This window comes from Pseudomonas sp. AC242, assembly GCF_979258655.1.
The window spans coordinates 3,838,994-3,859,459 of sequence record NZ_OZ409873.1 but is presented as its reverse complement, the minus strand read 5'-3'; the positions used below and the strand labels follow the sequence as shown (position 1 = coordinate 3,859,459).

Genomic DNA, 20,466 nt, shown 5'->3' with positions numbered 1-20,466 from the left:
CACCGATGGTTTCGATGAGGAAAGTTTTGTGTTGCTTGATAGGGCCTCATCGCTGGCAAGCCAGCTCCCACAGTTTTTGTGTGTACCGCAAAACTTGTGGGAGCTGGCTTGCCAGCGATGGCGTCGGTTCAGTCACTAGAGAATCAAGAGACAACCGGCTGACTGTGCGGAAACAACAAATCGACAAACCGCTCCGCCGTCGGCTGCGGCTCATGGTTGGCCAGCCCGGCGCGCTCGTTGGCCTCGATAAACACGTACTCGGGCTGATCCGCCGCCGGCACCATCAGATCGAGGCCGACCATCGGAATATCCAGCGCCCGTGCCGCCCGTACTGCCGCATCGACCAGCGTCGGGTGCAGAATCGCCGTGACATCTTCCAGCGTGCCGCCGGTGTGCAGATTCGCCGTACGCCGCACAAACAAATGCTCACCGGCCGGCAAAATGCTGCTGTAGTCATAACCCGCGGCATGCAAGGTGCGCTGGGTCTCGTGGTCCAGCGGGATCTTGCTCTCACCGCTGGTGGCCGCTTGCCGACGCCGACTCTGCGCCTCGATCAACGCGCCCACCGAATGCTGACCATCGCCTACCACTTCGGCAGGCTTGCGAATCGCCGCTGCCACCACTTCAAAGCCAATCACCAGAATCCGCAGATCAAGGCCTTCATGGAAGCTTTCCAGCAGCACGCGGCTATCAAACTGCTTCGCCGTTTCGATGGCTTGCTGCACCTCTTCGATGCTTTGCAAATCCACCGCCACGCCTTGACCTTGTTCTCCGTCGAGCGGCTTGACCACCACCCGTTGATGCTCGTCGAGGAAGGCCAGATTGTCGTCGGCATTGCCCGCCAATTGCTGCGAGGGCAGGTTCAACCCGGCGCCTTTGAGCACTTTGTGCGTGAGGCTTTTGTCCTGACACAAACTCATGCTGATCGCGCTCGTCAGGTCGCTCAACGATTCACGGCAACGCACCCGGCGCCCGCCATGGCTGAGGGTGAACAGGCCGGCATCGGCGTCGTCCACTTGCACGTCGATGCCGCGCCGATGGGCTTCTTCAACGATGATCCGCGCATACGGATTGAACTGCGCCTCCGGCCCCGGGCCGAGAAACAGCGGCTGATTGATGCCGTTCTTGCGCTTGATGGCGAAGGTCGACAGATTGCGAAAACCGAGCTTGGCGTAGAGGTTTTTCGCCTGCCGGTTGTCGTGCAACACCGACAGATCCAGATAACTCAGGCCGCGACTCATGAAGTGTTCGATCAGATGCCGCACCAGCACTTCGCCGACACCCGGGCGCGAGCACTGCGGATCAACCGCCAGGCACCACAGGCTGCTGCCGTTTTCCGGGTCGTTGAAGGCTTTTTGATGGTTCAGGCCCATGACGCTGCCGATCACCGCGCCGCTGTCTTCGTCCTCGGCCAGCCAGTACACCGGGCCGCCCTGATGATGCGGAGTCAGCCGCGTGGCATCGATCGGCAACATGCCGCGCGCCTGGTACAACTGATTGATCGCCTGCCAGTCCGCTTCACTTTGCGCGCGGCGAATACGAAAGCCGCGAAACACTCGGGTGGCCTGGCGGTAATCGCTGAACCACAGGCGCAAGGTGTCCGACGGGTCGAGAAACAGTTGCGTCGGTTCCAGGCCAAGAATCTGCTGCGGCGCGGCGACATACAAGGCAATGTCGCGCTCGCCGGGCTGCTCTTTCAGCAGTTCCTGCGCCAGTGATGCCGGGTCGGGAAACGTGTGGCCGATCAGCAACCGGCCCCAGCCGCAATGCAGCGCAATCGGCTCGGCGGCCAGCGTGCTGCCGTCTTCGGCCAGACGTGCCTGCAAGCGTTCATAGGACGGTGTCTGACCGCGTATCAGCCGTTGGTTGATGGCCGTGGCGTGGGGTTTCATCAATCAGATTCCTTGTTCACTGAGCCACAGGTTCAGGGCCGCCAGTTGCCACAGCTTCGAACCGCGTAACGGCGTCAGTTGGCCTTGCGGATCGGTCAGCAATTTGTCGAGCATGGCCGGGTTGAACAGGCCGCGATCCTGACTCGGATCAAGCAGCAGTTCGCGCACCCAGTTCAGCGTATCGCCCTGCAAGTGCTTGAGGCCGGGCACCGGGAAGTAGCCTTTTTTGCGATCGATTACTTCACTTGGGATGACTCGGCGCGCCGCTTCTTTGAGCACTTGTTTGCCGCCATCGGGCAGCTTGAATTTGCCGGGTACGCGGGCCGAGAGTTCGACCAGTCGGTAGTCGAGAAACGGCGTACGCGCTTCCAGGCCCCAGGCCATGGTCATGTTGTCGACGCGTTTGACCGGATCGTCGACCAGCATCACCGTGCTGTCCAGACGCAGGGCTTTGTCGACCGCCGCCTCGGCGCCGGGCTGGGCGAAATGCTCTTTGACGAAGTCACCGGCCGCGTCATGCGCAGTCAGCCACTGCGGTTGCACGGTGGCGGCGTAGTCGTCGTAGCTGCGGTCGAAAAACGCGTTGCGATAAGCCGCGTAAGGATCGGCAGCGCCGTCGACTTGCGGGTACCAGTGATAACCGGCGAACAATTCGTCTGCGCCCTGGCCGCTCTGCACAACCTTGCAGTGCTTGGCCACTTCACGCGACAGCAGATAGAAAGCGATGCAGTCATGACTGACCATCGGTTCGCTCATCGCGCGGAACGCGGCGGGCAATTGCTCGATGATTTCTTTCTCGTCGATACGCAATTGGTGATGCTGAGTGCCGTAGTGCTTGGCAATCAGATCGGAATACTGAAACTCGTCACCGCGTTCGCCGCCGGCATCCTGGAAACCGATGGAGAACGTCGAGAGGTTCTCGACGCCGACTTCACGCAACAGGCCGACGAGCATGCTCGAGTCGACACCGCCGGACAGCAGCACACCGACATCCACAGCGGCACGTTGACGAATCGCCACCGCTTCGCGGGTGCTGTCGAGGACGCGGTCGACCCAGTCTTCCAGCGTCAGATTTTTTTCGTCGTCGTGTGGGCCGTAGGGCAGGGTCCACCAGGTTTTCTGCTCGGTGCTGCCGTCGGCTTCAACGCGCATCCAGGTCGCTGGCGGCAGCTTTTCGATGCCGGCCAGCAAGGTGCGCGGCGCCGGGACCACGGCATGGAAATTCAGATAGTGATTGAGCGCCACCGGATCGAGAATCGGGTTGATGTCGCCGCCCTTGAGCAACGCCGGCAAGGCCGATGCAAAACGCAGGCGCTGGCCGGTGCGCGACAGGTACAACGGCTTCACGCCGAGACGGTCGCGGGCGATGAACAGGCGTTTGGCGTCGCGTTCCCAAATGGCGAAGGCGAACATCCCGTTGAGCTTGGGCAGCAGCGCTTCGCCCCAAGCGTGGTAGCCCTTGAGCAACACTTCGGTGTCGCCACCGGAATAGAACGCGTAACCCAGCGCTTCGAGTTCGGCGCGCAGCTCGGGGAAGTTGTAGATCGCACCGTTGAAGGCCAGGGAAAGGCCAAGTTGACTGTCGATCATCGGCTGTGCCGAGCCGTCCGACAGGTCCATGATTTTCAGGCGACGGTGGCCCAGGGCAATCGGCCCTTGGGCATGGAAGCCCCACGCGTCGGGGCCGCGAGGGGCCAGGTGATGGGTGATTCTCTCGATCGCTGCAAGGTCTGCAGGTTGTTGATCAAAGCGTAACTCGCCAGCTAATCCGCACATAAAGTCCTTACCGGTTTTTCCGTTGGGGAGGGGTCAAGCCGTACCTCGCCAGAAGAGCGGGTACTCAGAAACTGACCCGCCCCGGTAAGTGGAGTTTTAGAACGATAAGTTATAAGGCAACAGGTTCCAGCTTGTGCAGCAGAGTGCCCGGTTGTTCGCGCAAATGTTTCTGCGCCTCAAACTGCCCGAAGTAGTCGTCCGCCATTTCGCTGTTTATGGGGGCACCGGGCTTCGCGGAGTCTGTTGTGGTCAGGCGTTTTTTCAGATCCACCAGTCGAGACAGCGCATCGTGTTTTTCGATGGCGGTCCAACGATCGAGGCTGGCGAAAACGAGGGCCAGCAATTCATCCGTGGCATAAATACGCAAGCGCCTGTTGAAGTCCTCGTTCGGGCTGTTGAGATGGGCTGCGCCTATAAGTGACGCCTGATTCTCCGGGCGATTGGCGTAGGCGGCCTCGTTGACATTGGCAACCGCCACCGCGAGTTCCCCGGCATCTGCTGTCAACTTATCGAGATGGCGATCGAAAAGATGTTTGTACAGGCCTGTCTCCAGCGGGATGAACGCGATGTCTTCCAGGAACGAAAGGCTTTCCAGGTTCAATGTCCGGAAGTCACTTTGTTCGCGGTGGGTCAATTGCGAAATGAACAGTTCTTGCAGTTCTTTACTTGCAACGAAGTTGACGGCCAGGCGATACCTGCACTGGTCTTCACTGTCGTCCTGGTAAAAGCTGTCGCCAGCATCATTGGGAATGTAAACGTAGTAGCTGTCTTTCGTCGATTGATCGGTCTGGCGACAGGTTATCAATACGGCATCTGTCATGTATTTGCCAAATAGTTGTATCGAATACAACTTGATTCTGGAGTTGTTGAACAGGTCACCATAAACAATGTCTTCGTTGCCTTTGGCGAGGTTCAACAGGGTGACAAGCCGAGAAAGAGGGAAGTTCGGTTTGCTGAAATATTTTCCGTAGGCGGCGAGCTTCATGTTTGTTTTATGCATTCGCAGGCTGATCAATTCGAGACTTGAGACTCTGAACGTTCTGGATATGTGTTTCTTGTATTCGCCCCCGAGATCAAGCTGGCGACTCAACAGCGCAAACGCTTGTGCGGTTATCTGAGTAGGCGTTGAGCCGTCGGGCGCTTCTTCGTCGACTTTGGTTAAGGTCTCGCTGTCGTCCGAGAAGTAACCGGCAGCCGCTTCCTGTTGCGTAAAATTCAGCATCGCTGCCTGCAACAAGGTGTAGGTGTGGGAGCCATCGTCCACGGCTGTCGCGGGTTTGAGCTTGATGCTGTCGTTGATACTGAATCGTCCTCCATACTGTTGCTGCAGCGCCTGTCGCAGCTTTCGCTTGCAGAGATCCTCCAGCGTTTCCAGTTTGCCCAGCAATTGATCAATGTAGTACTGGTAGGGCAGCGCCTCATCGAACAATGCACGGAATCCGTCAAGTCTGACCGGGTCGGCTTTGAGCAATCCGTCACTGATGAATCGGGCAACGACGGTTGCCTTGTCCCGGTTGCCCATTACATTGAGCAGTTTTTTCAGCGTGGCTTCATGGGTCAAAACGCTTGCTTGTTGTTGCGTCTGGATAATCATGTTGGAAATCTCGTGTTGAAGAAGAGACTTGATCCTAGGCCGTCGAAACGAAAAAAAATAACGTGTTTATTTGATCGCTTGAGCCATGAAGTCAGCGGTATTTTGATTGAAATATATACATATCTATCGCCACGGAAAGGTCTGAGTGTGTGTGCGGTATTTGCAGGGGAGATGGCACTCGGGCATCCTGAAGTTACCGGAAAAGTGGTGGTAGATATCTATGTTATTGATGAGGGTTGTTGTGGTTTTATGCGTGCAGGAACATCAGGTCTTGGATTGTTAATTGTTCTTCGATTCCGATATGTTCAAACCTCCACTTCGCAATAAAGGACTATTGCCGATGTCAACCGAAGCAAAGCTTTCACAAAAAACAATCCTCAGCACATTGCTCGATGCCACAGAGGATCTCGATACCGCCCAGACTCTGCAAGAAAGCCTACCGGCGCATTTATTGAAAGCGACGGTGGCCGCTTTGTCAGCCCTTGATCAGACAAGCCGTGATCTGCACCAGATTCAGGCGACCGTGGCGGCGGATCTGCTCGCATTGAAGCCCTTGCAGACGTTCTGCATCAGTGAACTGAGCGATGCCTTGAGTCGCAAATGGTCGGTGGTTTTTGATGTCGAGAAAGACTTTCTGAGTCTGCCGGGCGTTGATTGCGGTTGCCCTGCGACCTCTACCGACGAGAACGGTATTCAGACGTTCCCGCACGCTACAACGCCGCTGTTGCAAGCGGCGATGCAGAACTTCAGCGAAGACGAGGCGGCTGAGAGCTTTCCGCAAGGCAGTTTTATTCGAGTGCACAGTGCCCCAGACGGTGTCACCGGGCTGACCCCGGCCACGTTTGCCGCTTTTTGCCGAGAGCTGGATTTGGGCAAGCGCTATCAGGAGCATTTCCAGCTGGTGTTCGGCTTGCGCGACAGCGATGACAAGGTGATCGCCACCAGCACCATGACCGCTGATATCGCCAAAATGAAAAAGCTGCTGTTGCAATTCGACATGCACCAGGCCGCTCTTAAAAGCCATATCACCTTGTCCGGTCAGCAAATGCTGCAGAAGCTGATCGACTTCGATGGCGTGGTGTCGGCGCAAACACTGCTCTATGGCAACCGAACGCTGATCATGCAAGGCATTGAAATTTTCGACAGTTGCGTCTGGGGTGTGGTGGTGTTTTCTGCCCGTTCGGTGGAGTTGTACCCCGATGAGTGGTGCCTGGTGTACATGGCGGGTGAGCCCGAGCGACCACTGTACGAATACAGCAGTTTTACCGCGTTCAAGCAGTACCTGACGCAGCAGTTGAAGGTTAAAAGTTACAAGGATTATTTCGCCAACAGCATTGATGAAGACGACAAGGCCGATTTTTTCAAATCACTCGCTGACAGCGCGGATCTGGGCCACATCAAGCAATTGCCGATCGCCGTGCCACTCTTTGAGTTCATGCTGCAAAGCCATGTCGGCAAGCTTCAGCTCGACGCGCGCAAACTGGCGGTGCCGACCGCTGATATCGATGAGGATGTCCGCCGGAAACGCTTGCTGGATTTTCTTCAGTTGGGTGTGACCGTTGCGTCCGTGGCGGGGTTCGTCGTGCCGGTGCTCGGGCAATTGATGATGGGCGTTGCAGTCGGGCAGTTGCTCAGTGAAGTTTACGAAGGGGTCGAGGATTGGCGCCGCGGTGATCATCAGAAAGCCCTGTCGCATCTGTTGAGCGTCGTGGAAAACATTGCGCTGACGGTTGCCTTTGCCGGGGGACAAAAAGCCTTGGGAGCGCTGGGTAAGAAACTGCTGCAGTCACACCCGGCGTTCTTCGGTGAATTCACCGCCATTATCAATCACGCTGGCCAGCCGCGCCTGTGGAAACCTGACCTTTCGCGCTATGAGCATTTCCTGCCGACGGGATTGACGGTCGCGCCGAGTTCCGAGGAGTTTTATCAGATCGGTGCGAAAACCATGGCTCGCGTCGATCATCGGTTCTTCGCCGGACCTTATGATTCCGCCGCGAAAGTCTGGCGCCTGGAACATGCCGAACGCGCGCAAGCTTATGTGCCGGAGCTTGTCCGGCACGTCGAAGGTGGCTGGCGGCTGCCTGCTGAAGAACCGCAAGAGTGGGGCAGTTCCGCGTACACGCTCAAACGTATCGATCCGCAATTGAGCGAATTCGTGGATACCGACCTGGACATGATGCGGCGACTCAGCGACACCTCGCCAGAAACCTTGCATCAGGCCTTTACTGACAATCTGAATTTGCCTGTGCGGCTGCGCGAAACCGTGGAGCGCGCGCGCGTCGTGCGTCAGTTGCGGCAATTGACCCGCGAACTGCAGAACGGCGAAACCCATTCCGGCCAGCCTGTTGAAGCGCAATTGCACGCCTTGCCGAAAATGTCCGGTTGGCCGACCGACCGCTACATTGAGGTGACCGACGCAGAAGGCACAGTGACGGCGACCTATCCGCAAACCAAAGTGCTCGACGAATCGCTGGCGGTGATGGTCAGCGAAAAACAACTGGCGCAGGGCCAGTTGCTGCAATCCGTAGTCGATGGCCTGTATCAGAAAGAGGTGGACACTTTGCTCGGCGGCAAAGTCGCGCAAAGTGTTGAAGAGTCGACGCTGGCAAAGAAACTCGGTGCGGTTTTGCAGGCGGATCATCGCGCGGCTTTCGAGCGTATGTACCAACGCTACGATAAAAGTGACGTCGATGATGTTCTGAAGCTGCGCCGTGTTTTTCCCGATATCCCGGCGCGTTATGCGAAAGCACTCATCGAGCGCGCGTCGAGTGTGCAGCGCCTGCATCTGCGTAAAACCGGTCGAGTACCGCTGCGGCTGGGGCAGGAGGTCAGCGATGGTATTGGCAAAGTGCGACTGGATCGCGCACTGGCGGGGTTTCATTGGTCGAGGCTCGCCAACGCCGACACCGACAGGCTGGCGATTCAGTTGTTGCCTCGTCTGAGCGGCTGGGATTCCCGACTGCGTCTGGAACTGCGCGACAAAACGCTCAGCGGGCCGATTCTGCAAGCCGTTGGCGACACCTCGGCGCTCCCCGCCGATACGTGCTCGCTGGTGAAGTCGGCTGATGGGTATGAGGCTTTTGGCGGCGACGGCAAAACCTTGGGAAAAGTGGCATTCGGCCCTGACGCGCTGTACGAAGCCATCCTCAAGGCCCTGCCGCGACGCCAGCGAACAGCCATTGGCTTTGCAGACCCGAAGCAGGCCAGCGCGGCAAAGCTGCGCAGCCAGTTGCTCAACGCTGCACTGGATGAGCGCGAGGCCACGGCGCGCACGCTGGTCAATGGCAAGCCTGAGCCGCAGGTTGTCGAACCAGTCTGTAATCAGGGTGATCAGCCGCCTGCGGTGCAACATCCACCGGCGTTGCTGCGCAAAGTGCGCAAACTCTTTCCGCGCTTGAGTGAAACGCAGGCCAGTGAGTTCATCGATGGCCTGGGAGACGATCAGTTGACTCGTGCGACACGGGTCAATGCCTTGCGCCAGGATCTGCAAAGCTTGCGTGAAGCGCTGTTCCTCTGGAGTGAGGATACTGGCGCAATGAACAAACTCGGAGGGGATCTGGCGGAAGTGCGGCACAGCCGCAAAACCATGGCCGAGCTGATCGAAAACGGATTCCGCCGGTATTACTCCGTCACCAATGAAAACGGGAAATGGGTGGGGGTCCTGAATTTTGATGGCATGCGGGTCGGAAAACTGCCGACGCTGCCCCCGGGGATCAGCTTTGACCACATCCAGAAACTGTTCATGAATGACATGGCACTGGATGATGATGTCGCGTACTTCCTCAAGTCATTCAAAAAGCTTGAGACGCTCGAGCTCGACCGCAATGCCATTACCCGCCTCCCTGAGGTGCTGTCGCATATGCCCGATATCACTCGCTTGTGTCTGGCGGGCAACAAGCTCCAGCTGACCGAGTATACGCTGGCCAAACTCAGCGGTTTGCGCTCGCTGCATCACCTGAACCTCAACGAAAATCCGCTGAATGCCACACCGGATGTCAGACAGATGTTCAATCTGCGTCGTCTGTTACTGCAAGACACCGGCCTCACGGAAATCCCCAAGGGACTTGAGTATCTGCTGTATCTGGACTGGGTGGACTTGCGCAGCAACAAGATCAAGAACCTGCCTGACTGGTTGTTCAAGACACCGCGAAGTTTCAGCCAGGCGCTGGACCTGGGACTCAATCCCTTGGCCGATCCGAGCAAAACGCACCTGGAGAATTATCGCGATAATTTCGGTATCGGCATGGGGTATCTGGAAAACGACATCGCTCGAATGAACGAGCAACAGGCACGCTCGCTTTGGCTTGCTGATAAAACGGCTGAGACGGGGACCGGGCGTGAACGGATCTGGAACGCATTCAAGGATGATCCACGCGCCGAGAGCCTGTTCCATCTGCTCGCTGAGCTGGGTGATACCGCCGATTCGGAAAAGGTCAACAAGGACATGCAGCGGCGAGTCTGGGCCGTGCTGGAAGCAGCCGAAGCCGATACAGCGCTGTGTGATCAGATACTGAGTCTGGCCGCCACCCCGATCAATTGCACCGACAGTGCGGCAATGAACTTCAGTTATCTGGAGGTCGCCGTGGAGGTCGATCGGGTGACCCGGCTGGCCGGAAACCGGATCGCCAGTGGCAAGCCGTTGCTTGAGCTGGGACGTGGCCTGTTCCGGTTGGAACAATTGAATGAAATTGCTCGGGCGCATGCCGCCAAGGTCCCGAAGGTGGATCCACTGGAGGTAAACCTCGCCTATCGCATCGGCCTGGCCGAGACACTGGAGTTGCCCGGCCAGCCGCGCAATATGCTTTTTGGCACACTGGGCGGGGTCACCGCAGCCGATCTGGACGTCGCGAAAAACCAGGTCGCCACGGCGGAACTCTCGCCCAAATGGCTGCAGTTCATGAGTGAGCGGACATTCTGGAGAGACTATCTGGAGCGCACACTTGCGCATCAGTTTTCCTCTGTCCGAGATATGTACGACCAGCGCATGACTGCCTTGGACGCGAAGAAAGACACGATGTCCAGTGTCGATTACGTTAGCCAGTCCGGCGTCCTCAAGGTCGAGCGCCAAAACGCCATGGACGAGGTCATGACGCGTCTGACCACCGATGCGCTGCGCGACGCGGATCTGGGCATCTGCACCCTGGCTGACGGATAAGTACTACTTGCCGCGAATCAGCTTGCGCAACGCGAAACGGTTGGGATGACAGGCTTCGGCGACGCTTCTTGGTACGGGCAGCGGCTCATCGTCCAGCCAGGCAGCCAGCAGCTCGCCCGACAGCGGCGCGGTGATCAGTCCTCGCGAGCCGTGGCCACTATTGATGTACAGGCCGTCGAGCCACGGACAGGCGATGTCCGGAATCTGACGGGCGTCCTTGCTCAGCAGCGCATAAGCGTCAAGAAACGCTTTGCGGTCGGCGAGGGGACCGACCATCGGTAAATAGTCAGGGCTGGTGCAGCGAAAGGCTGCGCGGCCCTGCAGGTTTTCGACAGGCTGTTCGCTGATTTTCAGGCGTGCGACAAGGTCAGAGGAAATCTCTGCAAGCATCGCCAGATTGCCTTGGTGTTCGGCGGTGGTCGGTGTCAGATCATCGCTGTTGAAATCGAAACTGGCGCCGAGGGTGTGTTCGCCCAAGCGGGCAGGAGCGACGTAGCCTTCGGCACAGACCACGGTGGCCAGTGTCTGACTGGCTGCGGTTTCGGCGAGACGGGTGATCTGCCCGCGAATGCGCTTGAGCGGCAACTCGGCACTCTGGGCAAAGCGTTGGATCTCGGCGGCACCGGCCAGCACCACGACCGGTGCGCTGGCGAGCAAACGCTCACCGTCCAGCGCCTGCCATTGATCATCGACCTTGCGCAGTTGCAGCGCTTCGCAATGGCTGAGCAGTTCGATGTTCGGCTGCGCCGCTTGCGCCTGACACAGCGCCGGCGGATGCACCCAACCCCCTTCGGCATAGTACAAGCCGCCGTGGGCTACTCCGACCCCGGCACGGGCCTGCGCCTCGGGTTGATCCAGCCACTGCAACAGGTCTTCCGGGAAGGCTTCAGCCAACTGCGCGTGACGCTCGGCTTCCTTGGTATTGAACGCCAGTTGCAGCACGCCACAATCGTCCCAGTCAGTGCCGCGTTGCAGGGTTTCCAGCAGGCGCCGGGTGTAACCGAAACCGCTGACGATCAGCTGCGACAGCGCCGTGCCGTGGGCGGACAACTTCAGGTACAGCACGCCCTGCGGATTGCCCGAGGCTTCCTGCGCCACGGCTGCATGGCGTTCGAGCAACGTCACCTGCCAGCCGCGTGCGGCCAGGCTGGACGCCGTGGCACATCCGGCGAGACCGGCGCCGATCACCAGTGCTCGACGGTCACTGGTGATCGGCGCAGGGCGAGCAAACCAGGGTTTTTCCGGCGCCGGCGGCGTCACCTCTGCCGGCCAGCCGAGGAATTCGCCACGGAGGATTTCCCACTTGTGGCCGATGCCCGGCGTGCGCTTCATTTTGAACCCGGCGGCATTGAGCAAACGCCGTACCCAGCCGGTGCTGGTGAAGGTGCTGATGGTCGAACCGGGCGCTGCCAGTCGCGCCAGTTCGACAAACAGTTCGGCGGTCCACATGTCGGGGTTTTTCGCCGGGGCGAAACCGTCGAGAAACCACGCGTCGATCTGTGCGTCGAGCTGCGGCAGTTGCTCCAGTGCATCGCCGATCAACAGCGTCAGCGTCACGCGGCCGTTGGCCAGGGTGATGCGCTGAAAGCCGGCATGGATTGCCACGTAATGGCGCAGCAACTGATCGGCCAACGATTTGAGTTCCGGCCAGAGTGCCAAGGCACGCTTGAGGTCGGCGGGGCTCAACGGGTATTTTTCGACGCTGACAAAATGCAGTCGCGCACCGGCCACGGCGTGTTGCTCGAACAACTGCCAGGCGCAGAGAAAATTCAGCCCGGTGCCAAAACCGGTTTCACCAATAACCAGACGACCAGTTGCCGGCAGTGCGGCAAAACGCTCGGCCAGGCGATTCTGTTCGAGGAACACATAACGGGTTTCTTCCAGACCTGATTTGTCGGAAAAATACACGTCATCGAACACCCGCGAACGCGGGCGTCCCTGGTCATCCCAGTCGAGTTGGGCGTGGGGCAATACAGGTTTCATGGCAGGCTCGGCAACGACAAGGCGGCCATTCTAGCCGATCGCGCAGGCGCTGCTTGATCCATGGCAAGGCTTGCGCCCGACGACTCGCGGACAATCCGCGACCTGCGGGAATTTCTGCGCCGTTGCTGTGCCCAATCCGCTAGTCTTGCTGAATCCTGGAAGGAGCCGTCCCATGTTTGAATCCGCTGAAATCGGTCACGCCATCGACAAAGACACCTATGAGGCGGCCGTCCCGGCATTGCGTGAAGCCTTGCTCGAAGCCCAGTTCGAACTGCAACAGCAGAAGCGTTTTCCGGTGATCATCTTGATCAACGGTATCGAAGGTGCGGGCAAGGGCGAGACGGTCAAGTTGCTCAACGAGTGGATGGACCCGCGCCTGATCGAAGTGCGTACTTTCGATCAACAGACCGATGAAGAGTTGTCCCGGCCACCGGCCTGGCGTTACTGGCGGATGCTCCCGGCCAAGGGCCGCATGGGGATTTTTTTCGGCAATTGGTACAGCCAGATGCTCCAGGGGCGGGTGCATGGCTTGTTCAAGGATCCGCGTCTGGATCAGGCGATCGCCGGTGCCGAGCGCCTGGAAAAGATGCTCTGCGATGAAGGCGCGCTGATCTTCAAATTCTGGTTTCACTTGTCCAAGAAACAGATGAAAGCGCGGCTCAAGGCGCTGGCCGATGACCCGTTGCACAGCTGGCGCATCAGCCCGCTGGACTGGCAGCAGTCGGAAACCTACGACAAGTTCGTCAAGTACGGCGAGCGCGTGCTGCGCCGTACCAGCCGTGATTACGCGCCGTGGCATGTGATCGAAGGCGTCGACGCCAACTACCGCAGCCTGGCGGTCGGCAAGATTCTCCTCGAGGGTTTGCAAAATGCGCTGAAGCGTCCGGACGTACATCCCCACGATGTCAGCGCCGCGCCGCTGGGTACGCCGGTCGATCAGTTGAACCTGCTCGACAGCCTCGACCTGACCCAGCGCCTGGAGAAGAAAGACTACGAAGAACAACTGATCACCGAGCAGGCGCGATTGTCCGGGCTGATGCGCGACAAACGCATGCGCCGCCACGCGCTGATCGCGGTATTCGAAGGCAACGACGCGGCAGGCAAGGGCGGGGCGATCCGTCGGGTCGCGGCGGCGCTCGATCCGCGCCAGTACAACATCGTGCCGATTGCCGCACCGACCGAAGAGGAGCGGGCGCAGCCGTACTTGTGGCGCTTCTGGCGGCACATTCCGGCGCGCGGCAAGTTCACCGTGTTCGACCGCTCCTGGTACGGCCGGGTCTTGGTCGAGCGGGTCGAAGGCTTTTGCACGCCAGCCGACTGGCTGCGCGCCTATGGCGAGATCAACGATTTCGAAGAGCAACTGGCCGATGCCGGCGTGATCGTTGTGAAGTTCTGGCTGGCCATCGACAAGGACACGCAGATGGAGCGGTTCCAGGAGCGCGAAGAGATCCCGTTCAAGCGTTTCAAGATCACCGAAGACGACTGGCGCAATCGCGACAAATGGGACGCCTACCGGGCCGCCGTGGGCGATATGGTCGACCGCACCAGTTCGGAGATCTCGCCATGGACGCTGGTCGAAGCCAATGACAAACGCTGGGCCAGGGTCAAAGTGTTGCGCACGATCAACCGCGCGCTGGAAGACGCCTTCGAGAAATCCGACAAGCGCGCAAAGAAACACAAGGATTGAGCCGATAGACGCGCATACGCGGGGTGAATGATTGTCGCGGTCGTTGATGCAGTGGACTTATGCTCGGTCCACTCTCAACTGACCACAACAATGAGGTATGCCATGCGTGAAGTGGTGATCGTCGACAGCGTGCGGACTGGCCTGGCCAAATCCTTTCGCGGCAAGTTCAACCAGACCCGTCCCGATGACATGGCGGCTCATTGCGTCAACGCCCTGCTTGAGCGCAACGATATCGACCCGGCGAGCGTCGAGGATTGCATCGTTGGTGCGGGCTCCAACGAAGGTGCGCAGGGTTACAACATCGGCCGTAATGTCGCGGTGCTGTCGCGCTTGGGCAACGGCACCGCCGGCATGACCCTCAACCGTTTCTGCTCGTCAGGCTTGCAGGCTATCGCCATTGCCGCCAACCAGATTGCCTCGGGTTGCAGCGACATCATCGTTGCCGGCGGCGTCGAGTCGATCAGCCTGACGATGAAAAGCGTCAACACTGATCACTTGATCAACCCGCTGCTCAAGCAACAGTCGCCGGGCATCTATTACACGATGGGCCAGACCGCCGAAGTGGTCGCGCGACGTTATGGCGTCAGTCGTGAAGCGCAGGATCGATATTCGCTGCAAAGTCAGGTTCGCACTGCGGCAGCGCAGGCCGCAGGGCTGTTCAACGATGAAATCGTGCCGATGGCGGTCAAGTATCGTGTCGAGGACAAGAACACCGGTGAGGTGCAGATTCTCGATGGCGTGGTCGACCGCGACGACTGCAACCGTCCGGACACCACCTATGAAAGCCTCGCTGGACTGAAACCGGTATTCGCCGAGGACGGTTCGGTGACGGCGGGCAACTCGTCGCAACTGTCTGACGGTGCGTCGATGACGCTGGTGATGAGCCTTGAGAAAGCGTTGCAGCTGGGCCTCAAGCCGAAAGCGTTTTTCCGTGGCTTCACCGTGGCCGGCTGCGAGCCGGACGAGATGGGCATTGGCCCGGTGTTCTCGGTGCCGAAACTGCTCAAGGCCAAGGGCCTGCAAGTGGCGGATATCGATCTGTGGGAGCTGAACGAGGCGTTCGCTTCGCAGTGCCTGTACAGCCGTGATCGGCTGGAGATCGATAACGACAAGTACAACGTCAATGGCGGCTCGATTTCCATTGGTCACCCGTTTGGCATGACCGGATCGCGGCAGGTCGGGCATCTGGTGCGTGAGTTGCAGCGGCGGAATTTGCGTTACGGCATCGTGACCATGTGCGTGGGCGGCGGGATGGGGGCGACGGGGTTGTTTGAGGCGGTGCGTTAAGCCAGAACATTTTTGTTGTCTGTTCCATTGCTATCGCTGGCAAGCCAGCTCCCACAGGTTTCGGAGCGTTCGCAAAATCTGTGTACGCCACCGATCCTGTGGGAGCTGGCTTGCCAGCGATTGGATCACCACCACTTAGCGGTTGGAATCCTGCAGCTGCATCCGCGCGATATAGGCTTTTATCTCCAGCTCAGCCTTCTTGGCACTCTCAAACGGCCCCTCAAGGGTATTTTCCCGAGTGCTGAAAAAAAGTTCGCCATTGACCCGGCACAACCGCTCGCTGCGAAAGCGCATGGCGGGGGCGCTGTCCTGCGCGCGCATTCCTAACATGATCGGTCTCCTCGGCTGATGTGCTGAAAGGGATCCAATGAGCTTATGCCTGAAGCACTTGGCGCGCCCGCTCAGCCGATCAACGGCGGCGCGTCAATTTACTGCTGCGACCTGCACAGTTTCATTCGCGTCCTGACCGCAACTGTCCCTGTGTCGCGCCCGGTGGCACGCCTAGAATGAGCGCACTTGTCAGCAGGCTTTGGGGTTTCCATGCACATATCATCCGGTCGCTGGGTCTACGGCTTGTTCCTGGCACTGCTGACTGCGTTTTTGTGGGGCATCCTGCCGATCAAACTCAAACAGGTATTACTGGTGATGGACCCGGTGACGGTGACCTGGTTTCGCCTGCTGGTGTCCGGCGGCTGTCTGTTCATCTATCTGGCGGCGGTAAAACGCCTGCCCAGCCGCAAAGTGCTCGGGCCCAAGGGTGGCTGGCTGGTGTTGATGGCGGTGCTCGGGCTGGTTGGCAACTATGTGCTGTACCTGATGGGCCTCAATCTGCTCAGCCCCGGTACCGCGCAACTGGTGGTGCAGATGGGCCCGATCATGTTGCTGATCGCCAGCCTGTTTGTGTTCAAGGAACGCTTTAGTATTGGCCAGGGGATTGGTCTGGCGGTGTTGTTGATCGGTTTTGTGCTGTTCTTCAATCAGCGGCTGGCCGAACTGCTGACCTCACTGTCGGATTACACCGCTGGGGTTTTGCTGGTGCTGTTGGCGTCGACGGTGTGGACCTTCTACGCGCTGGGCCAGAAGCAATTGCTGACGGTGTGGAATTCGTTGCAGGTGATGATGGTGATCTACCTGTTCTGCGCGCTGTTGCTGACACCGTGGGTGCACCCGCTCGAGGCGCTGAACCTGAATCCCTTGCAGGGCTGGCTGCTGCTGGCGTGCTGCATGAACACGCTGATTGCCTATGGCGCGTTCGCTGAAGCGTTGGCGCATTGGGAGGCGTCGCGGGTCAGTGCGACGTTGGCGATTACGCCGTTGGTAACGTTTGGTGCGGTGGCGATTGCGGCCGGGATCTGGCCCGAGTACGTACATGCTGAGCAGATCAATGCGCTCGGCTATGGCGGGGCGGTGCTGGTGGTGCTGGGTTCGGCGCTGGTGGCGTTGGGGCCGTCGTTGATCGCCGGTTTGAAGGCGCGGCGGATGAAGATGGCCGCCAGTTAAACCGCGCCGCTGCCATTCGCGAGCAGGCTCACTCCTACAGGGGGAATGCGTTCCAATTTAGGAGTGAGCCTGCTCGCGATGACTTACTAAGAAACGCTACAAATCTCAGCCCTTGGCGCCAGCCTCGATCATATTCTCCGGCCGCACCCACGCATCAAACTCTTCATCGGTGAGATACCCCAGCGCCAACGCCGCCTCACGCAAGGTCAGCCCTTCGCTGTAGGCCTTCTTGGCGATCTCCGCCGACTTGTCATAACCGATATGCGGATTCAGTGCGGTCACCAGCATCAGCCCACGCTCCAGATGTCGTGCCATGACTTCGGCATCCGGCTCCAGCCCGGCAATGCAGTGCTGCTGGAAGTTGCTGCAACCGTCGGCCAGCAAGCGAATCGATTGCAGCAGGTTGTGGATGATCACCGGTTTGAACACGTTCAACTGCAAGTGACCCTGACTGGCGGCAATGCCGATGGTCACGTCATTGCCCAGCACCTGACAAGCGAGCATCGACAGCGCTTCGCATTGGGTCGGGTTGACCTTGCCGGGCATGATCGAACTGCCCGGCTCGTTCGCCGGCAGCCGCACTTCGGCAAACCCTGCGCGTGGCCCGGAGCCAAGCAGACGCAGGTCATTGGCGATTTTCATCAGCGCCACGGCGAGGGTTTTCAGCGCGCCGGAGAGGCTGGTGAGCGGTTCGTGGCCGGCGAGGGCGGCAAACTTGTTCGGCGCAGTGACGAAGGGCAGGCCTGAGAGCGCCGCCAGTTCGGCGGCAATCGCCTCACCAAAACCGTGTGGCGAATTCAGCCCGGTACCGACCGCGGTGCCACCCTGGGCCAGTTCACACACCGCCGGCAGTGCCGCGCGGATTGCGCGTTCGGCGTAATCCAGCTGCGCGATGAACCCGGACAACTCCTGACCGAAGGTGATCGGCGTCGCATCCATCATGTGCGTACGTCCGGTCTTCACCAGTTTCATGTGCCGCGCGGCCAGTTCGGCGAGGCCGCCGGACAACTCGGCAATCGCCGGCAGCAGTTGTTCCTGCACCGCTTGCGCGGTGGCGATGCTCATGGCGGTAGGGAAGCAGTCGTTGGAGCTTTGCGAGCGGTTGACGTGATCGTTGGGGTGCACCGGCGTCTTGCCGCCGCGCGGGTTGCCGGCCAGTTCGTTGGCGCGACCGGCGATCACTTCGTTGACGTTCATGTTGCTCTGCGTGCCGCTACCGGTCTGCCAGACCACTAGTGGAAACTGGTCGTCGTGCTGGCCGTCGAGCACTTCGTCAGCGGCCTGTTCGATCAGGCGGGCGATGTCGGCGGGCAGGTCGCCGTTGCGGTCGTTGACCCGGGCCGCGGCTTTCTTGATCAGGGCCAGGGCGTGCAATACCGGCAGCGGCATGCGTTCCTGACCAATGGCGAAGTTGATCAGCGAGCGTTGCGTCTGAGCACCCCAGTAGGCGTCGTCCGGGACTTCGATCTGGCCCAGGCTGTCGGTTTCGATACGGCTCATCGTGCACACTCCTGTTGGTCTGTTTGCGCAGTTTAGGCCCGGTCGGGCCCAGGTGGTTCCCTCGATCCGATTGTTGACCGGTAAAACCCCGCCAATCAAGCGCGGCAAGGCTCGGGGGTTGAGCGACGAGGTTTTTTAGGCGCAGAATGGTCGCCCTTGGGGTTTTACCTCGCCTAGCTGAAAAGGAAACTCGATGACTCGTCTTCGTGCCATCTGCACCGCGGTTGCACTGGTTTGCGCCAGCGGCCAGGTGCTTGCCGATACCGCCAGCCACAACGCCAGTGCTGAAGCTTTCCTGACCCTGGCGCACGCTGACAAGCTGGGCACTCCGGTGTACATGCAAGTGCAGCAAATGTTCGCTCAGCGTTTCGAACAGACCAAAGCCCCGGAAGCCAAGAAAGCCGTACTGGAAACCTACCAGGCCAAGGCCAACGCCGCGCTCGACCAGGCCATCGGCTGGAACAAGCTCAAGCCTGACATGGTCAAGCTCTACACCAGCAACTTCAGCGAATCCGAGCTGAAAGACCTGGTCGCGTTCTACCAGTCGCCACTGGGCAAGAAAGTCCTGGAAAAAATGCCGCAGCTGACTCAGCAATCGGCCCAGATGACCCAGGCCAAACTGGAAAGCGCCGTACCGGTCGTCAACAAGCTGCTCGACGACATGACCAAAGAGCTGACCCCGGCAGCGCCTGCGGCCAAGAAGAAGTAAGCGGAGTTCGTGATGACCATGCAACAACGCATCGAATCGACGCTGGCCCTGCTTCAGCCTGAGCACCTGCAAGTGCTGGATGAAAGCCACATGCACAGTCGCGGGTTACAGACGCACTTCAAGGCCGTGGTGGTCAGCGCGCAGTTCGACGGCCTGAACCGGGTCAAGCGCCACCAGAAAGTCTACGGCACGCTTGGCGAGCTGATGGGCGAGTTCCATGCGTTGGCGCTGCACACCTACACCCCGCAGGAATGGGCAGAGATCGGCGCCGCTCCGGCATCGCCGACCTGTGCTGGCGGCAGCAAGCATTAAGCTTCGGTTTTTTGCTAGAATCCGCAACGCGCCGCTCACCCGGCGCGTTTTTTTTGAATCCGGTTCACCCTTTGCGAGGGTAGCCACCTGGAGAAATACCCATGACACAACCGATTGTCGTGGCGGCACTGTATAAGTTCGTCACCCTCGAAGATTACGTCAATCTGCGCGAGCCCCTGCTGCAAGCGATGGTCGACAACCAGATCAAAGGCACGCTGCTGATCGCCGAAGAAGGTATCAACGGCACGGTCTCCGGCAGCCGCGAAGGCATCGACGGCCTGCTCGCCTGGCTGAAGAACGACCCACGCATGATCGACATTGATCACAAAGAGTCGTACTGCGACGAGCAGCCGTTCTATCGCACCAAGGTCAAACTGAAGAAAGAGATCGTCACCCTCGGTGTCGAAGGCGTCGACCCGAACAAGAAGGTCGGCACCTACGTTGATCCGCAAGACTGGAACGCGTTGATCAGCGACCCGGAAGTGCTGTTGATCGATACACGTAACGATTACGAAGTGTCGATCGGCACCTTTGAAGGCGCCATCGATCCGAAAACCACCAGTTTTCGCGAATTTCCCGACTACATCAAAGAACACTTCAACCCGGCCGTGCACAAGAAAGTTGCGATGTTCTGCACCGGTGGCATTCGCTGCGAGAAAGCCTCGAGCTACATGCTCGGCGAAGGCTACGAAGAGGTTTACCACCTCAAGGGTGGCATCCTGAAGTACCTTGAAGAGGTGCCGCAGGAAGAAACCAAGTGGCAGGGCGACTGCTTTGTGTTCGACAACCGCGTGACCGTGCGTCACGACCTCAGCGAAGGCGACTACGATCAATGTCATGCCTGCCGCACGCCGGTCAGTGTTGAAGATCGTGCGTCCGAGCACTATGTGGCCGGTATCAGCTGCCCACATTGCTGGGACAAACTCAGCGAGAAAACTCGCCGCAGCGCGATCGATCGGCAGAAGCAGATCGAACTGGCCAAGGCGCGCAACCAGCCGCACCCGATTGGCTACAACTACAAGCAAGCATCCACCGAGGCTTAACCATGTCTGCGCGCCTGCTCTATGTGAT

13 protein-coding genes are annotated in these 20,466 nt (G+C 59.2%); 7 read left to right on the top strand and 6 right to left on the bottom strand.

Annotation, left to right across the window (positions count from 1 at the left end; translation table 11 throughout):
• Positions 1–143: 143 nt before the first annotated feature.
• The 3 genes from ngg to ACZZ0A_RS17225 form a co-directional block, all read right to left on the bottom strand.
• Positions 144–1,892, bottom strand: coding sequence for an N-acetylglutaminylglutamine synthetase (gene ngg / locus ACZZ0A_RS17235; RefSeq protein WP_123375492.1), 1,749 nt, complete (start codon positions 1,890–1,892; stop codon positions 144–146).
• A 3-nt stretch (positions 1,893–1,895) separates the two neighbouring features.
• Complete coding sequence (locus ACZZ0A_RS17230; protein ID WP_123375493.1) at positions 1,896–3,668, bottom strand: N-acetylglutaminylglutamine amidotransferase; 1,773 nt, start codon at positions 3,666–3,668, stop codon at positions 1,896–1,898.
• A 109-nt stretch (positions 3,669–3,777) separates the two neighbouring features.
• Positions 3,778–5,262, bottom strand: a complete 1,485-nt coding sequence (locus ACZZ0A_RS17225) for a dermonecrotic toxin domain-containing protein (protein ID WP_463543499.1) — start codon at positions 5,260–5,262, stop codon at positions 3,778–3,780.
• 340 nt (positions 5,263–5,602) lie between these two features.
• Between ACZZ0A_RS17225 and ACZZ0A_RS17220 the strand changes: the two genes are divergently transcribed.
• A complete protein-coding gene (locus ACZZ0A_RS17220; protein ID WP_463543498.1) occupies positions 5,603–10,417 on the top strand; it encodes an NEL-type E3 ubiquitin ligase domain-containing protein in 4,815 nt (1,604 codons plus the stop codon).
• 3 nt (positions 10,418–10,420) lie between these two features.
• Here the strand turns inward: ACZZ0A_RS17220 and mnmC are convergent, their stop codons facing one another.
• On the bottom strand, positions 10,421–12,400 hold the full coding sequence (gene mnmC / locus ACZZ0A_RS17215) for a bifunctional tRNA (5-methylaminomethyl-2-thiouridine)(34)-methyltransferase MnmC2/FAD-dependent 5-carboxymethylaminomethyl-2-thiouridine(34) oxidoreductase MnmC1 (protein ID WP_463543497.1): 1,980 nt from the start codon (positions 12,398–12,400) through the stop codon (positions 10,421–10,423).
• Between the two features lie 172 nt (positions 12,401–12,572).
• Here mnmC and pap point away from each other — a divergent pair, with 172 nt between their 5' ends.
• Together pap and ACZZ0A_RS17205 are read left to right on the top strand one after the other, a co-directional pair.
• Positions 12,573–14,087, top strand: a complete 1,515-nt coding sequence (gene pap / locus ACZZ0A_RS17210; RefSeq protein WP_007908377.1) for a polyphosphate:AMP phosphotransferase — start codon at positions 12,573–12,575, stop codon at positions 14,085–14,087.
• 102 nt (positions 14,088–14,189) lie between these two features.
• Positions 14,190–15,374 (top strand): thiolase family protein, encoded by a 1,185-nt coding sequence (locus ACZZ0A_RS17205; protein ID WP_463543496.1) that lies wholly within the window; start codon positions 14,190–14,192, stop codon positions 15,372–15,374.
• Between the two features lie 135 nt (positions 15,375–15,509).
• Here the strand turns inward: ACZZ0A_RS17205 and ACZZ0A_RS17200 are convergent, their stop codons facing one another.
• Positions 15,510–15,704: a DUF6316 family protein gene (locus tag ACZZ0A_RS17200; protein WP_007908380.1), complete on the bottom strand. Its 195-nt coding sequence runs from the start codon at positions 15,702–15,704 to the stop codon at positions 15,510–15,512.
• A gap of 210 nt (positions 15,705–15,914) precedes the next feature.
• Here ACZZ0A_RS17200 and ACZZ0A_RS17195 point away from each other — a divergent pair, with 210 nt between their 5' ends.
• Positions 15,915–16,874 (top strand): DMT family transporter, encoded by a 960-nt coding sequence (locus ACZZ0A_RS17195; protein ID WP_007908382.1) that lies wholly within the window; start codon positions 15,915–15,917, stop codon positions 16,872–16,874.
• 105 nt (positions 16,875–16,979) lie between these two features.
• On the opposite strand, the gene ACZZ0A_RS17190 is transcribed toward ACZZ0A_RS17195, so the two are convergent.
• A complete protein-coding gene (locus ACZZ0A_RS17190) occupies positions 16,980–18,374 on the bottom strand; it encodes a class II fumarate hydratase (RefSeq protein ID WP_007908383.1) in 1,395 nt (464 codons plus the stop codon).
• A gap of 193 nt (positions 18,375–18,567) precedes the next feature.
• Between ACZZ0A_RS17190 and ACZZ0A_RS17185 the strand changes: the two genes are divergently transcribed.
• The 3 genes from ACZZ0A_RS17185 (at position 18,568) to trhO (ending at position 20,438) form a co-directional block, all read left to right on the top strand.
• Complete coding sequence (locus ACZZ0A_RS17185) at positions 18,568–19,083, top strand: DUF2059 domain-containing protein (RefSeq protein WP_007908385.1); 516 nt, start codon at positions 18,568–18,570, stop codon at positions 19,081–19,083.
• A 12-nt stretch (positions 19,084–19,095) separates the two neighbouring features.
• Positions 19,096–19,395: a BolA family protein gene (locus tag ACZZ0A_RS17180; RefSeq protein WP_007908388.1), complete on the top strand. Its 300-nt coding sequence runs from the start codon at positions 19,096–19,098 to the stop codon at positions 19,393–19,395.
• A gap of 101 nt (positions 19,396–19,496) precedes the next feature.
• Complete coding sequence (gene trhO / locus ACZZ0A_RS17175; RefSeq protein WP_007908390.1) at positions 19,497–20,438, top strand: oxygen-dependent tRNA uridine(34) hydroxylase TrhO; 942 nt, start codon at positions 19,497–19,499, stop codon at positions 20,436–20,438.
• Positions 20,439–20,466 lie beyond the last annotated feature (28 nt).